The organism is Devosia chinhatensis (genome assembly GCF_000969445.1).
GTDB lineage: Bacteria > Pseudomonadota > Alphaproteobacteria > Rhizobiales > Devosiaceae > Devosia > Devosia chinhatensis.
Genome location: NZ_JZEY01000061.1, coordinates 707,802 through 721,589 on the forward strand (window position 1 = coordinate 707,802; position 13,788 = coordinate 721,589).

The 13,788-nt window shown below is 62.9% G+C and carries 15 protein-coding genes; 8 read left to right on the forward strand and 7 right to left on the reverse strand.

The window, feature by feature from the left end:
* Positions 1–7: 7 nt before the first annotated feature.
* The 3 genes from VE26_RS13775 to VE26_RS13785 form a co-directional block, all read right to left on the reverse strand.
* Entirely contained in the window at positions 8–310 is a 303-nt protein-coding gene (locus tag VE26_RS13775) for an EF-hand domain-containing protein (RefSeq protein ID WP_046106371.1), read from the reverse strand.
* Between the two features lie 110 nt (positions 311–420).
* Positions 421–666: an EF-hand domain-containing protein gene (locus tag VE26_RS13780; protein WP_046105759.1), complete on the reverse strand. Its 246-nt coding sequence runs from the start codon at positions 664–666 to the stop codon at positions 421–423.
* A 370-nt stretch (positions 667–1,036) separates the two neighbouring features.
* Complete coding sequence (locus tag VE26_RS13785; RefSeq protein ID WP_046105760.1) at positions 1,037–1,669, reverse strand: carbonic anhydrase; 633 nt, start codon at positions 1,667–1,669, stop codon at positions 1,037–1,039.
* Between the two features lie 69 nt (positions 1,670–1,738).
* Here VE26_RS13785 and VE26_RS13790 point away from each other — a divergent pair, with 69 nt between their 5' ends.
* From VE26_RS13790 to VE26_RS13820, 7 genes are all read left to right on the forward strand, one after another.
* Positions 1,739–1,945 (forward strand): DUF1737 domain-containing protein, encoded by a 207-nt coding sequence (locus tag VE26_RS13790; protein WP_046105761.1) that lies wholly within the window; start codon positions 1,739–1,741, stop codon positions 1,943–1,945.
* A gap of 77 nt (positions 1,946–2,022) precedes the next feature.
* Positions 2,023–3,636, forward strand: coding sequence for a methyl-accepting chemotaxis protein (locus tag VE26_RS13795; protein WP_046105762.1), 1,614 nt, complete (start codon positions 2,023–2,025; stop codon positions 3,634–3,636).
* Positions 3,637–3,667: 31 nt separating this feature from the next.
* Positions 3,668–4,036, forward strand: a complete 369-nt coding sequence (locus VE26_RS13800) for a methylglyoxal synthase (RefSeq protein ID WP_200897252.1) — start codon at positions 3,668–3,670, stop codon at positions 4,034–4,036.
* A gap of 159 nt (positions 4,037–4,195) precedes the next feature.
* A complete protein-coding gene (locus VE26_RS13805) occupies positions 4,196–4,966 on the forward strand; it encodes an ABC transporter ATP-binding protein (protein ID WP_244465707.1) in 771 nt (256 codons plus the stop codon).
* 1 nt (position 4,967) lies between these two features.
* Positions 4,968–5,672, forward strand: coding sequence for an ABC transporter ATP-binding protein (locus VE26_RS13810; protein ID WP_046105765.1), 705 nt, complete (start codon positions 4,968–4,970; stop codon positions 5,670–5,672).
* Between the two features lie 4 nt (positions 5,673–5,676).
* A complete protein-coding gene (locus tag VE26_RS13815) occupies positions 5,677–6,684 on the forward strand; it encodes a branched-chain amino acid ABC transporter permease (RefSeq protein ID WP_046105766.1) in 1,008 nt (335 codons plus the stop codon).
* Positions 6,681–8,003 (forward strand): branched-chain amino acid ABC transporter permease, encoded by a 1,323-nt coding sequence (locus VE26_RS13820; RefSeq protein ID WP_046105767.1) that lies wholly within the window; start codon positions 6,681–6,683, stop codon positions 8,001–8,003. Before VE26_RS13815 ends, VE26_RS13820 begins: the two co-directional genes overlap by 4 nt.
* Before the next feature lie 88 nt (positions 8,004–8,091).
* Here VE26_RS13820 and VE26_RS13825 read toward each other — a convergent pair whose 3' ends face one another.
* Together VE26_RS13825 and VE26_RS13830 are read right to left on the reverse strand one after the other, a co-directional pair.
* Positions 8,092–9,012 (reverse strand): SDR family oxidoreductase, encoded by a 921-nt coding sequence (locus VE26_RS13825; RefSeq protein WP_046105768.1) that lies wholly within the window; start codon positions 9,010–9,012, stop codon positions 8,092–8,094.
* A gap of 186 nt (positions 9,013–9,198) precedes the next feature.
* The gene (locus tag VE26_RS13830) at positions 9,199–10,401 is read right to left on the reverse strand and encodes an ABC transporter substrate-binding protein (RefSeq protein ID WP_046105769.1); all 1,203 of its coding nucleotides are present in this window, start codon (positions 10,399–10,401) and stop codon (positions 9,199–9,201) included.
* Positions 10,402–10,629: 228 nt separating this feature from the next.
* Here VE26_RS13830 and VE26_RS13835 point away from each other — a divergent pair, with 228 nt between their 5' ends.
* Positions 10,630–11,670: a glycine betaine ABC transporter substrate-binding protein gene (locus tag VE26_RS13835; RefSeq protein WP_046105770.1), complete on the forward strand. Its 1,041-nt coding sequence runs from the start codon at positions 10,630–10,632 to the stop codon at positions 11,668–11,670.
* A 48-nt stretch (positions 11,671–11,718) separates the two neighbouring features.
* Here VE26_RS13835 and proX read toward each other — a convergent pair whose 3' ends face one another.
* Positions 11,719–12,741: a glycine betaine/L-proline ABC transporter substrate-binding protein ProX gene (gene proX / locus VE26_RS13840; protein ID WP_046105771.1), complete on the reverse strand. Its 1,023-nt coding sequence runs from the start codon at positions 12,739–12,741 to the stop codon at positions 11,719–11,721.
* Positions 12,742–12,835: 94 nt separating this feature from the next.
* On the reverse strand, positions 12,836–13,768 hold the full coding sequence (locus VE26_RS13845; RefSeq protein WP_046105772.1) for an ABC transporter permease: 933 nt from the start codon (positions 13,766–13,768) through the stop codon (positions 12,836–12,838).
* Positions 13,769–13,788: the final 20 nt, after the last annotated feature.

Consider the following 13,788-nt stretch of genomic DNA (forward strand, 5'->3'; position numbering starts at 1 on the left):
GAAAAGGCTATTGGCTGGGCGTGGGCGCCAGCATGTCGGTGCCTTCGGGGGCCGTCGGGGCGGCGTCAGGCACAGGCAGCGTCGAAGGTTGCAGCGCATTGAGCTCGTCGGGGCTGAGCCCCCCACTCATATTGACATCGGCACGGTCGAAATCTTCCTGGGTGAGATCGGGCCAGACAGCCCTCAATTCCTCGAAGCTGAGTTCGCCATTGCCGTCCGTATCCACCTCGGCAAAGGTGAGCGGGGTCTGGGCGATGGCGGCGGAAGCGGCAAAGGTGAGGGCAGCCAGGCCCAAGGCGATCTTACGCATATAGGTCTCCAGGTTTGGGGTGAACACACCCCCTTATTTTAAAAGCCGCGGCCACCCCGGGGACGTTCGGGGTGGCCGGCTGGACTGCCCGCTAACGGGCAGGTTCGGCCTTACATGGCCGGGGCAGCGGAAGCAGCCAGGGCGTCATACTCTTCCGCCGAGAGTTCGCCATTGCCATCGAGATCGGCAGCAGCAAAGGCCTCTTCAGTCAGATCGGGCCAGGCCACCACGGCTTCGGCATAGGACACGCCGCCGCTGGCATCGGTATCCACCGAAGCAAAATCGGTGGCGGCCTGCGCCATGGCTGCGCTCGAAAGACCGAGAGCAAAAAGGGAGGTCAGGATGATATTCTTCATGGGAATTATCTCCATGTTGACTTTGGGAGGGGGCAGTATCGGGAGGCGATACTGACGGACCGCTCTCCGGCGACCCGTGATACAAAGATTGCTCGGTCAATGTGGCCCTCGAAGGCCCCGACCTTGGCGCTGGCGGACCCATGTCGGGACATTTTCCGGGCAAGCCCAAAGCGTTGAAAATACGCACTCGCAAAGTCGTGATCAGAGCGCTGGAACCAATGGCTGCCGAATTTGGAATGGCTCAAGTGCTCACGATCGTGACCACGCAAGTGCAAGTTTGGGGCAAGGCCATGGCTATTTGCGCAGATCAAAGAAAAAGGCCGCCCTGGGGGCGGCCCTTTCAATGGTCGTTTCTTGGGCGTTGCTGCGGTCAGGGGCGGATGAAATCGCCCTCGTCGTCCATGACCCAGAGCTCGCCGCCCGATATGTCGAACCAGGCGCCATGCAGCGCGAGCTTGCCTTCGTTTTCGAGCGCTGCGACATAAGGGAAGCTGCGCAGGTTGCGAATGGAATTGCGGATCGAGATACGCTCCATCACCGTCTGTCTCTCGGAGGCGGTCATCAGGCTGTTCAGGCCAACCTGGGTCGGCAGGTCGCCCAGCATGCTCAACCACTTGCCGATGAAGTCCCCGTCATCGAGCGGGGTCTTGTCGGGATTGAGCGCGGCATGGATGCCGCCGCAGCGGCCATGACCCATGACCACGATATTGGCGATCTCCAGGCCCTTGATGGCGAATTCGATCGCCGCCGACGTGCCGTGCTGGCCGCCATCGGGCTGATAGGGCGGCACCAGATTGGCCACGTTGCGCAGGACGAAGAGTTCGCCCGGTCCCGAATCGAAGATCATCTCCGGTGCTGCGCGGCTGTCGCAGCAGGCGATCATCAGGGTGGTGGGTTTCTGGCCCGCTGAGGCCAGTTCCCGATAGCGGTCCCGTTCGCGGGCGTAACGCCCGGACATGAAATTGGAATAGCCGTCGAGCAAATGCTGAGGAAAGCTGTGCATGGCTTCTCGATTAGCGATAAGACGCGATAGAATCAATTGCCGGCATCATCAACCGGCTGGGGGAAAAACATGCAAATCTACCGCTTTCTGACCGGCGAGGACGACAGCGCCTTCTGCCACAAGGTGACCAAGGCTCTTTCGGAGGGTTGGCAATTGCACGGCGGCCCCACCTATGCCTATGACGCGGTGAGCAAGAAGATGCGGTGCGGCCAGGCCGTGACCCGCGTCGTGGCGGACCAGCCCTATGACCCGGACAAGAAGCTGGTGGATTACTAAGCCTTAACCATGACGCGATAGCCCTTGGACAGGGACGGCAGAAGCCGGGCCCGCCGAACAGGATCCGAGGGCTCATCATGGCGACATCCAACCAAGACCAGTTGCAGACCCGACTGGCCTTTCTGGGGCTGGATCAGTCGGCGCGCGAACGCCTGGCATTGGCCCGACCGCTTGTCGACGCCCATCTCGAACCCGCGCTCGAGCGGTTCTACGCGCTGATGGCCGATGTGCCCGCAGCCGCCCGCTTCTTCGAGAACAAGGGCCATATGACCCGCGCCCAGGGCAAACAGGTCCAGCATTGGCAGGCCATCGCCGCCGGGCAGCTCGACGACGACTATTTCGCCTCGTCCACCCGGATCGGCCTTCGCCATGCCATGATCGGGCTCGAGCCGCGCTGGCATATCGGGGGCTATGGACTGATCATGGAGGGGCTGGTTCGCGGCCTCGTCCACGACATGATGGCCGAGGCAACGAAGCCCCAAAAAGGACGGTTCGGCCGCCCCGTGCCGCGCGCGGGCGAGGCCGTGCTGGCCGATGCCGACCAGATGGCGGACGTGCTCGTGGCCCTGCTTAAGGCCATTATGCTGGACATCGATATCGGCGTCAGCGCCTATTTCGACAAGATCAGCGCCGATGCACGCCAGCTCGAGGACGCCTCCCGCGCCAAGATCGAGCGCGCCGTCAGCGTCACCGGCGCGGTATTGCGCGATGTGGCCGATGGCAACCTGACGAGCCGCATCACCGAAGAGCTCGATCCCGAATTCGCCCAGATCAAGGCTGATACCAATGCTGTCGCCGAGCGGCTGGCCGACATCGTTGGGCGGCTCAAAGCCACCTCGGGCTCGCTCAAGACCGCCACCGGCGAAATCCTGGCCGGAGCCAATGACCTGGCCGACCGGACCACCCGCCAGGCCGCCACGATCGAACAGACCGCTGCCGCCATCGAACAATTGTCTTCGGCCGTCGTCGAGAACGCCCAGCGCGCCGTCACTGCCAATACCAAGGCGCAGATAGTGGCCAGCTCCGCCACAACGAGCGGCGAGGCGATGAAGCAGGCCAATGCCGCGATGGAGACCATTGAAACTTCTTCCGCTCGCATCTCCAGCATTATTGGCATGATCGACGACATTGCCTTCCAGACCAATCTTCTGGCTCTCAACGCCTCGGTGGAAGCCGCGCGCGCCGGAGAAGCCGGCAAGGGCTTCGCGGTGGTCGCGGTGGAAGTGCGCCGCCTGGCCCAGAGCGCGGCCAACGCGTCATCGGAGATCAAGGCATTGATCGACACCAGCGCCGGGGAAGTCCGCACTGGCAGCCGGCTTGTCGCCCAGGCCGCCGAGGCGCTGCTCGCAATCTTGGCTGGCGCTGAGGAGAGCGCAAGGTTGATCGACACCATCGCCCAGGAAAACCGCAACCAGTCCAAAGCGCTCGAGGAGGTCACCGTCGCCGTGCGGCAGATGGACGAGATGACCCAGCACAATGCGGCGCTGGTGGAAGAGACCAATGCCGCCATCGAACAGACCGAGGCGCAGGCGAGCGATCTGGACGGCATCATCCGTGTGTTCCGCACCGACAGGCAGGCAGCAAACGGCAAGGCCCCGGTCCCCACACCAACAGCATCGCGGCCGGCCAGGCCTGTGCCCATGCCACGCAGCGCCGGCAATGCCGCACTGGCCGACTGGGATGAATTCTGAGACTTTTCGCCCTTAGGGGCAGATGAGAGGGATGGCGATGGCGCGTATCGGCCTTGTGGCACATGACGATAAAAAGGATGACCTTTGCCGCTGGGCAGAGGCGCACCGCGACAAGCTGGCCCAGCACGAACTCTGGGGCACGGGCACGACCGGTAGCCGCATCATGGCCGCCACGGGTCTATCGGTTCATTTGCTCAAGAGTGGTCCCCTGGGCGGCGACCAGCAATTGGGCGCCATGATCTGCGAGGGTCGGCTTGACGTCCTGATCTTTTTCATCGACCCGCTCTCGGCCCAGCCGCACGATGTCGACGTCAAGGCGCTGACCCGCCTCGCCACGCTCTATGACGTGCCCTGCGCCAACAACAAATCCACCGCCGACGCGGTTCTCGCCTATCTCTGAGCCCGAAAATGCCGTCGCTGGCGAGAATTTGTCCAAACGGTCAGCGTCAATGCGTTGACCGCCCGGCCCCGTTGTGAACAGATGCCGCAAATTTGCCCGGATTCAACCGGGCTGCTTGGCAATTCAGGAACCCGGGGCCCATCGCACTTGACGTCCGACTTGGTCATTGACGTTCGCAACGTCTCAAAACGCTTCGGCGGCCTTTTGGCCGTCAACGACTGTTCGCTCTCGGTCCGCCGCGGTTCGATCACCGGGCTGATCGGGCCCAATGGCGCGGGCAAGTCCACACTCTTCAACATGGTCGCCGGCAATATCGTGCCCGATAGCGGTCAGGTGATGTTCAACGGGCAGGACGTGACCGGCATGAAGCCGCACGAGCTGTTCCGCATCGGCATGCTGCGTACCTTCCAGATCGCGCATGAATTTTCCCAGATGACCGCGCTCGAGAACCTGATGATGGTGCCCGGTGACCAGCCTGGCGAGCACCTGATCGACAACTGGTTCCGACCCGGCCTCGTGCGCAGCCGCGAAACCGAGGTGCGCAAGAAGGCCCTCGATGTCATCGATTTCCTCAAGCTCGGCCATGTCCGCGACGAATTGGCGGGCAATCTCTCCGGCGGGCAGAAGAAGCTTCTGGAACTGGGCCGCACCATGATGGTCGATGCCAAGGTGGTGCTGCTCGACGAGGTGGCGGCGGGTGTCAACAAGACCCTCCTCAATGATCTGGCTGGCAATATCGAGCGGATGAATTCCGAGCTCGGCTATACCTTCTTCGTCATCGAGCATGACATGGACCTGATCGGCCGGCTTTGCGATCCGGTGATCGTCATGGCGCAGGGCGAAAAGATCGCGGAAGGCCCAATGGCCGAGATTCGCGCCAATCCTGCAATTGTCGAAGCCTATTTCGGCTCACCAGCCGAGGTCGCGTGACATGGCTCTGATCGAACTCAAGCACGTCGTCGGTGGATATGGCGGCGCGCCCATTCTCAACGGCGTCAACATCGCCATCGAAAAGAGTGATATCGGCGTCATCGTCGGGCCAAATGGGGCCGGCAAGTCGACGACGCTGAAGGCCATTTTCGGGCTGCTCAAGGTCACAGGCGGCACCATTGATTTCGGAGGCGAGAACATCGCCAATTCCCTGCCGGACAAGCTGGTGCCCAAGGGCCTTTCCTTCGTGCCGCAGGAAAAGAACGTCTTCACGTCCATGACCGTCGAGGAAAACCTCGAAATGGGCGCCTTTACCCGCACCGACGATTATTCGGAGACCATGACCTGGGTCTACGAAATGTTCCCGGTCCTGGCCGAAAAGCGCCGGCAGCCGGCCGGCGAACTCTCCGGCGGACAGCGTCAGATGGTGGCCATGGGCCGTGCGCTGATGAGCCGGCCAAGCCTGCTGATGCTGGACGAGCCTTCGGCCGGCCTGTCGCCGCGCTATGTCATCGAGATTTTCGAGACCATCCAGCGCGTCAACCAGGAGGGGGTCGGCATCCTCATGGTAGAGCAGAACGCCCGCCAAGCCCTGGCCTTTGCCAGCAAGGGTTTCGTGCTCGCACAGGGGCAGAACCGCTTTACCGGCACGGGCCCCGAACTGATCGCCGACCCTGAGGTCGCCAAGAGCTTCCTGGGAGGTTGAGCCAATGGATGAACTGATCTTCTTCATCAATCGCGTGCTGATCTCCGGCACGGTGCTGGGCTCGATCTATGCCTTGGGCGCCATTGGCGTCACGCTGATCTTCGGCATCCTGCGCTTTGCCCATTTCGCCCATGGCGACATGATGACCATGGGCGCCTTCATCGCCTTCGTGCTGGCCACGGCCATGGCGGCGATGGGCATCATCCTGCCGCTACCCATGGCCTTCGTGGTGATGCCCGTCGCCATGGTACTGACCGCCTTTATCGCGCTGGGCATCGACAAGGGCTTTTATGCGCCCTTGCGTGCCCGCGGCGCCAAGCCGGTGACCCTGCTCATCGCCTCCATCGGCGTGACGCTGATGATTCAGGGCCTGATCCGTCTGATTTTCGGCTCCGGCACGCAATCGATCTTCGTGGCGGGGGAGAGCAAGGATATCTTCCGGCTCGACATGAGCTGGGCCGGCGGCTCGCGCCCCATCAATATCACCGAGCCGCAACTGATCATGTTCGTTGTCACCGCGCTGATCGTGGTGGCGCTGCATTTTTTCCTCACCCGCTCGCGCCTCGGCAAGGCCATGCGCGCCATGGCCGACAATGCCGATCTGGCGCAGGTTTCCGGCATCAACACGGCCCTTGTGGTCCGTGTGACCTGGGTCATCGCCGGCTCACTGGCCTGCGTGGCCGGCACGATGCTGGCGCTGGACGTGGCGCTGATGCCGGACCTGGCCTTCAACATCGTGCTGCCGATCTTCGCGGCAGCCATCGTGGGTGGGCTGGGCCATGCCTATGGCGCCATCGTGGGCGGCTTCCTCATCGCCTTTGCAGAGACCCTGGCAGTGTTCAACTGGACGGCCGTGCTGCGCCCGCTCAACGCCATCCTGCCCGAGGGCATGGCCCTGCCGGCCAATCTCGCCCTCGTGCCCACCGAATATAAACTGACCGTGGCCTTCGTGATCCTGGTCATTACCCTCTTGGTGCGACCCACCGGTATCTTCAAGGGAGCTTCGTCATGAGCGCCGCTTCCACGCCCCCGGCCACTGGCTGGGCGAGCCCGCTCCGCCGCGGCATGCTGCTCTTTGCCGCCATGTTCGTCATCGTCGTGGCCGTCGGAATCATCCAGGGCACGGCATCCATCCTGCTGATCCTGACCCAGGCGACTGCCTTTGCCCTGATTGCCCTTGGCCTCAACATCCAGTGGGGCTATGGCGGCCTCTTCAACTTTGCCATCATGGGCTTTCTCATGGTGGGCGGCGCCTCGACGGTTTTCCTCTCCTATCCGGTCAACATGGCCTTCTGGCAGAGCGAAGGACCAATGATGCTGGGCCGCGCGCTGGCAGCCTTTCTCGTTGGCGTTGCGCTGGTGGTACTGGCCCGGCGGGTTGATCGCATCGGCATCACCGGAAAGTGGCGTACCGCGATCATCGCGCTGGCCTGGTTTGCGGGCTATGTCATTTATCGCACCCAGATCGATCCGGCTGCGGCCTATATCGAATCCACTGCCGGTTTTGTCGGGGGGCTCGGCCTGCATCCCGTTCTCGGGTGGCTGTTCGGTGGCCTCGTCTCGGCGGTCATAGCGTTTTATATCGGCAAGATCAGCCTGGGCCTGCGCACCGATTACCTTGCCATCGCCACGATCGGTATTTCGGAAATCCTGCGGGCGCTGATCAAGAACATGGACTGGCTGACACGCGGCACCATGACGGTGTCGCCCATGCCCTGGCCGACCCCGCTGCCGCAGCAATTGCAGGCCACCGGCATGTCGATCCCGGACAGCTTCATGTATGCGCGCCTGATGTTCCTGGGCATCGCCGTGCTGTTCCTCGTGGTCGCGTTCATCCTGGTGCAGCGCGCCTATGGCGGACCCTGGGGCCGCATGATGCGCGCCATCCGCGACAACCACATCTCGGCCGGTTCGATGGGCAAGGATGTGACCGGCCGCCAGCTCGAATTGTTCATCTTCGGTTCGATCCTGATGGGCATCGGTGGCGCCATCCTTGCCACCTTTACCCAGATCTTCGATCCCTCGGGCTATCAGCCGATCAACCACACCTTCATGATCTGGGTGATGGTAATCGTGGGCGGTGCGGGCAACAATTGGGGCGTCGTGCTGGGCGCCTTCCTGATCTATATCGTCTGGGTCATTTCCGATCCGCTGGCGCAGTTGATCTTCCTCAACCTGTCCCAGCTCACGAGCGCGATCGGCTGGGGCGCCATTCCGGAAATCGACTCGCGAGCGCTGCAGATGCGTGTCTTCGTGCTCGGCGTGGTCATCACCATTGCCCTTCGCTACGCGCCCAAGGGCTTGATCCCCGAAGTGGTGCGGCGCGGCTAGCAAACGCGGTCCCCCATTGCAAAAAGGCCCACCTCTCGACCAGGTGCGCCTTTTTCATATGGGATCGCCGATCGAGCCCGGCTCTCCGTTAATCGGGGTAGCGCAGGCCGGTCAGGGCTTCCGACACGTCCCAAAGCCGCAAGCTGACGCCGGGATCGCCCGCCGCACGCGGCTGGCGCACCTTCCTTGGCGCGCCATTCATGCCGAACCAGCGTCCCGGCCCATAATAGTCGCCCGGCTCGGCGTCCGGATCGATGGCTGCTGCCACCAGCGGCAGCGCGCCCGCTGCGGCCGATTGCGAAAAGAACGGCGAGAACAAATCACCCAGCCTATCGGCGAGCCCCTTGTCCTCGTTCTGTTTCTTGAACAGGCTGGTGCGCGAGAGGCCCGGATGCGCGGCCAGCGCCGTGATGCCCCAACGTCCGGCGGCGCTGCGGCGGTCCAGTTCGTTGGTGAACAGCAAATTGGCCAGCTTGGACTGGGCATAGGTCCGCATGTCGTCATATCCCTTTTGCGCCTGAAGGTCACCGAAGTGAATACGACCGAACAGGGCAGCAAGGCTCGCGACGGAAACGACGCGTTGCGCGGCGCTCTTGCGCAGCAGCGGCAGCAGGTGAAAGGTCAGCGCAAAATGGGCCAGATGATTGGTGCCAAATTGCGCCTCGAAGCCGTCTTCTGTCGTCAGCCGCTTCGGCGGCGCCATGATGCCTGCATTGTTGATGAGAATGTCGATGGGCTGGTCTTCGTCCAAGAGGCGACCTGCCCCGGTGGCGACGGACGCAAGGCTCGTCAGATCAATCTGTTGGAAACGCGCCTTGCCGGTCGGGTTTTGCTCTGAGAGGCGGGCAAGCACAGCGTCGCCCTTTTCAGCGCTGCGGCCCACCAGCACGACATCGGCCCCGGCCATGACCAGCATGCGCGCTGCTTCAAAGCCCAGTCCACTCGTTGCACCGGTGACGACGGCGCGCTTGCCCGAAAGATCGGGCAGGTCCTGTTCGGTTCTGAGCATTGACGGTCTCCTGTTGAGGAGAAAGAACGGCGGATGGGCGCCTCCAGTTCAAAGCTCAATAAAACGGCCCGGGCAAAGCCCGGGCCGCAATGAGTTTGATGACCGCCCCTCACGCGGAGCGCATGGCCCCGCTGCCTGATACGCGCCATAGGGCGTTGAGCGAGGGGGGTGTCGGATGGCTCCGAACTACTCGATCAGGCCCTTGTTCACGACGGCGCCGCCTTCGACCATGAAGTAGTTGATGGCGCCGGCCACATCGCCGACATCGTCGAATTCGATGGAGCCCGAGGCACCTTCGTAGTTGATGTCGGTGCCAGCAGCGATCAGTTCCTTGGCCTTGGACCATTCACCCGGCAGGATGGTTTCGCCCGGAGCATTGGCGACTTCGCGCAGCGCCGCCGAAATCCCGTCACGATCGGCCGAACCGGACTTCTCGATGGCCAGGGCCAGCAGGAACACGGCGTCGTAGGAATTGGTCACATAGGTGCCGTTGATGTCCTGGCCGGCCGCTTCGGTGAGGGCGGCGAGGGCATCGAAGGCCGGGCCTTCGGCCGGAGCGGCCTGGGTGAGGATCATCCCTTCGAGATCGGCAGCATTGCGGCTGGCGAGCAGGGCTTCGCCGGCCATGCCGTCACCGCCCACGAACAGGTCGAACGTACCGGCTTCCACGGCCTGGTTGAGGATCGCGCCACCGCCGGCATTTTCATAGCCGTAGATCACCAGGGTGGTTGCACCCGAAGCTTCGATCTGGCCAATTTCCGGACGATAGTCGGCCTTGCCGTCTTCATGGGCAACATTGGCCAGGACGGTGCCGCCGCCGGCCACAAAGGCTTCTTCGAAGGCGCCGGCCAGGCCCGAACCGTAATCGTTGTTCACATAGGTCAGACCCACTTCGGTCACGCCTTGGCCAAGCAGCAGCTCGGCAGCCTTGACGCCCTGGATGGAATCCGGAACCACGTCGCGGAAGATGAGGTCATTGTCATCGAGCTCGGCCACGGCCGGAGCGGTCGAAGCGGGCGAGATCATCACGACATTGCCCGGAATAGCCGAGCCGTTGGCGCCGGCAATGGTGGCGCCCGAGCAATAGGCACCGAAGATGGCAATGACGTTCTCGGCATTGACCAGACGGTCGGCCGCCGGGCCGGCAGCACCACCGTCACAGGCGGAATCGGCGAGCACGGAGGTCAGGGTCTGACCGTCAAGAAGGCCGCCCTGGTCGTTGACATGCGTGACGGCCAGGTTGCCGGCGTCCACCATGCCGGGCGCAAAGCCGGCGATCGGGCCGGTCACGTCGGCGAGAAAGCCGATCTTGGCTTCCTGGGCCAGGGCCGGGGCGGCAAGGATCAGCGTGGAGGCAGCAGCCGCCAGGGTCAGGGTTTTCTTCAGCATAGACGTCCCTCTGTTTCGGTTGCGCGCCGGATGACCTTTGCGGTCCCTTCTTGCGGCGCAGCAACAGGATAAGGGGGCGCCTCGCGCGCCCCGCTGACCAGGACTGTTGCACATTTCAACGGCAGAAGTCACCGGGATTCGGCCGGAAAATCATCGGCCTCGCGCAGTTGCTTAACAGGATCATTTTCCGCATAGATGGCGCTCCTTTTCTGCGGGAGAACGCCATCCATGCGGACGATTTTTGCGGCATTGACCGGCCTGGCCCTCGTGTTGACTGTATCGCCGGCCCAGGCCCAGTTCACGACGCTGGACGATGCCCAGGATGGGCCCCAGACGGTGGGCCAGTCTGCTCAGCCAGCATCAACCGAGACGCCCTGCGGCAACCAGCCCTTCACTATCGCCCGGATGAACTGGCCCTCCGCCATGCTGCTGTCGGAAATTCACGAACGCATCCTGAAAGCCGAGTTCGGCTGCGAGGTGCGCGAAAGCCAGGCCGATCTGGGCGCTGCCCTTTCCTCCATGGCCTCGACCGGGCAACCGGCCCTTGCGCCTGAACTCTGGGTCAATCGGGTCGCAGACGTCTGGAATGCCGCCATCGAGGCGCAGATGGTACGCAGCGCCGCACCCACCTATACCGAAACCAGTTTCGAGGGCTGGTTCATGCCCGGTTATATGGCGGCGGGCCTCAACCCGGCACCGACCGCCTCGGCGCTGGCCACGACGCTGGCTGCACCCGGCCCGGACGAGAAAATCCGATTCATTTCTTGCCCAACGGACTGGGCCTGCTCGATCATCAATCGCAACCTGATCGCGGCTCATGGCCTTTCTGACCGGGTGGAGATCATCGAGCCGGCCAACCGGCTGGAAATGGACCGATCGATCGGTGAGGCGGTCAACAGGCGCGAGCCGTTCCTGTTCTATTACTGGCAGCCCAACGCCATCCTGGCCCAGCTTGATTTCGTCGCCATCGACATGGGCGCTTATGACGAGGTGGCGGCCCGTTGCCTTGCCGGCCGCAATTGCGCCGATCCAAAGCCCTCCGCCTTCCCGCCTGAAATGGTAGTGATGGCCGTGGCAGACCGGGTTTTCCTGTCGAACCCCGTCATCGCCGCCTATATCCAGCGCGCCACCCTGCCTCTGGCGGAAATGAACCGCTTGCTCGCCGAGCTGAACCAGCCCGGCGCTACCGCCGAAAGCGTGGCCGAGCGCTTCGTGGCGCAAAGGCGCGATCTCTGGGGCGCCTGGGTCACACCCGGCCTGCCCGAATAGAAATGGCCGGAGCAGAGCCCCGGCCAAAGTCATAAGGCGTCGAACCGCTTAGGAAGCGGCGCGGGCCGCGTCCAACCATCCATCGACCTCGGCACGATTGTCCTCGATCCACTGGGCGGCATGGGCTTCGATATTGTCGTCGCCATCATTCATCAGCGCGTTCTGGGCATAGACGTCCTCGATCGGAATCGTCACGGCCTCGAGCAGGGCGCGCACGGCCGGGTTTTCATCGGCAAAGGCGGTGTTGACCACCGCGTCGATCGAGTTGGCCGGGAAGCCGAGCATGCACGGATCGTTGACGCAGCCGGCCACGCCTTCACGGATGGCTGCATCGGCGAGATCGGCCATGTCCTCGGGCAGGTTGACCTCAGGCACTTCGATCCAGACCACGTCTTCACCCGGGACCAGCTCGTTGACGGTCCAGTTGGGCGTCCAGGTGTAGAAGAAGATCGGGTTGCCGGTTTCGTAGGCAGCAACCGCATCGGCCATCGAGGCGGCATAGCCGGCCTTGATCAGGTTGACGTGGTCGTTGAGCTCATAGGCATTAAGGTGGTGGTCGATATTGAGTTCGCATCCCCAGCCCGGCGGGCAGGCGACCATGTCGGCCTTGCCGTCGCCGTCACGGTCAAAGGCCGCCTTGACCTCGTCACGCTTGAAATCCTCGAGCGAGGTGATGCCCAGTTCGTCGGCGGTCTTCTTGTCGACGAGGTAGCCTTCCATGGCACCGCCCGAGACAACCGAGGGAATGATTTCGGCGCTGCCTTCAAAGGACGGGATGTAGGGGTTGTGGATGGGGAACCAGCCATCGACCCACAGGGTCACGTCGCCAAAGGCCACCGACTGATAAAAGGCCGGATTGTCGAGCGTCAGCGTCGAGCCGACCGAATAGCCGAGCTCGGTCAGCATCTGGCGGAAGATTTCGGTGTGGAACCAGCCGGTGTCCCAGGTCGGCTGGGCCAGGATGATCTCGGTGCCGTTGCCCGGCTGTTCCTGCGCGATGGCAGGCAGGGTCATGCCCGTGGTCATGAGCAGGGCGGCGGCAATGGCAGGCTTGGTGTTGAGACGGAACATTGCTGTCTTTGTCTCCTTTTTTTGCTTTTCGTTTGTCCGCCGGCAGGCGGAGGCGAAAGGGGAGAGAGGCTCCCCCGGGCGAATGGTGCGGGTCTTAACCCGCAACCTTTCCGGTCTCGGCCGATGCCGCAGGGGCACCGGACCGGAACATGGAAATCAGCGTCTTGCGCAACGAGACGGTCTCGACCTTCTTCTGCTCGCCCAGGCCCTGGGTAATGCGGTCGAGAATGATGGCGAGGATCACGATACCCACGCCGCCGGCGGTCGCGCCGCCCACGTCGAGGCGTCCGAGCCCGGTATTGACCACCAGACCCAAGCCGCCAGCGCCGATCAGGGCGGCGATGACCACCATGGACAGAGCCAGCATCAGCGTCTGGTTGAGGCCGGCCATGATCGTGCGCATGGCCAGCGGCAACTGCACTTCGAACAGCATTTGCAGCGGCGTCGAGCCGAAAGCCTCGGACGCCTCGATGAGATCGCCGCGCACGTTGCGGATACCCAGATTGGTCAGGCGCACGATGGGCGGCAGGGCAAAGATGATCGTGGCGATGATGCCTGGCGCCATGCCGACACCGAACAGCATCACGATGGGCACGAGATAGACGAAGCTCGGGATGGTCTGCATCACGTCGAGCGTGGGGCGCAGCACTTTCCAGGTGACATCGTTGCGGGCGGCCAGGATGCCGAGCGGAATGCCGATCACGGCACAGAACATCACCGAGGTGATGATCATGGCCAGCGTCGTCATGGTTTCCGACCAAAGACCGATCATGTCGATAAAGGCCAGGCCTACAATGGTGAAGATGGCCATGCCGCGGCCGGCATATTTATAGGCCAGCGCCGCCAGGACGCCGGTCGTCACCAGCATGGGGACGAAGGCGAAAAAGGCGTCGAGGCCATTCAGCACCTGGGTGATGGGGACCTGCACGGCACGGAAGAGGGGCCGGAAATTGGGAACCAGCCAGCCGCGCACCAATGTGTTGATCCAGTCGTCAAAGGGAATGACGAGAAAATCGGACGGGCTCATCGCACGTCTCCTTGTTTCTT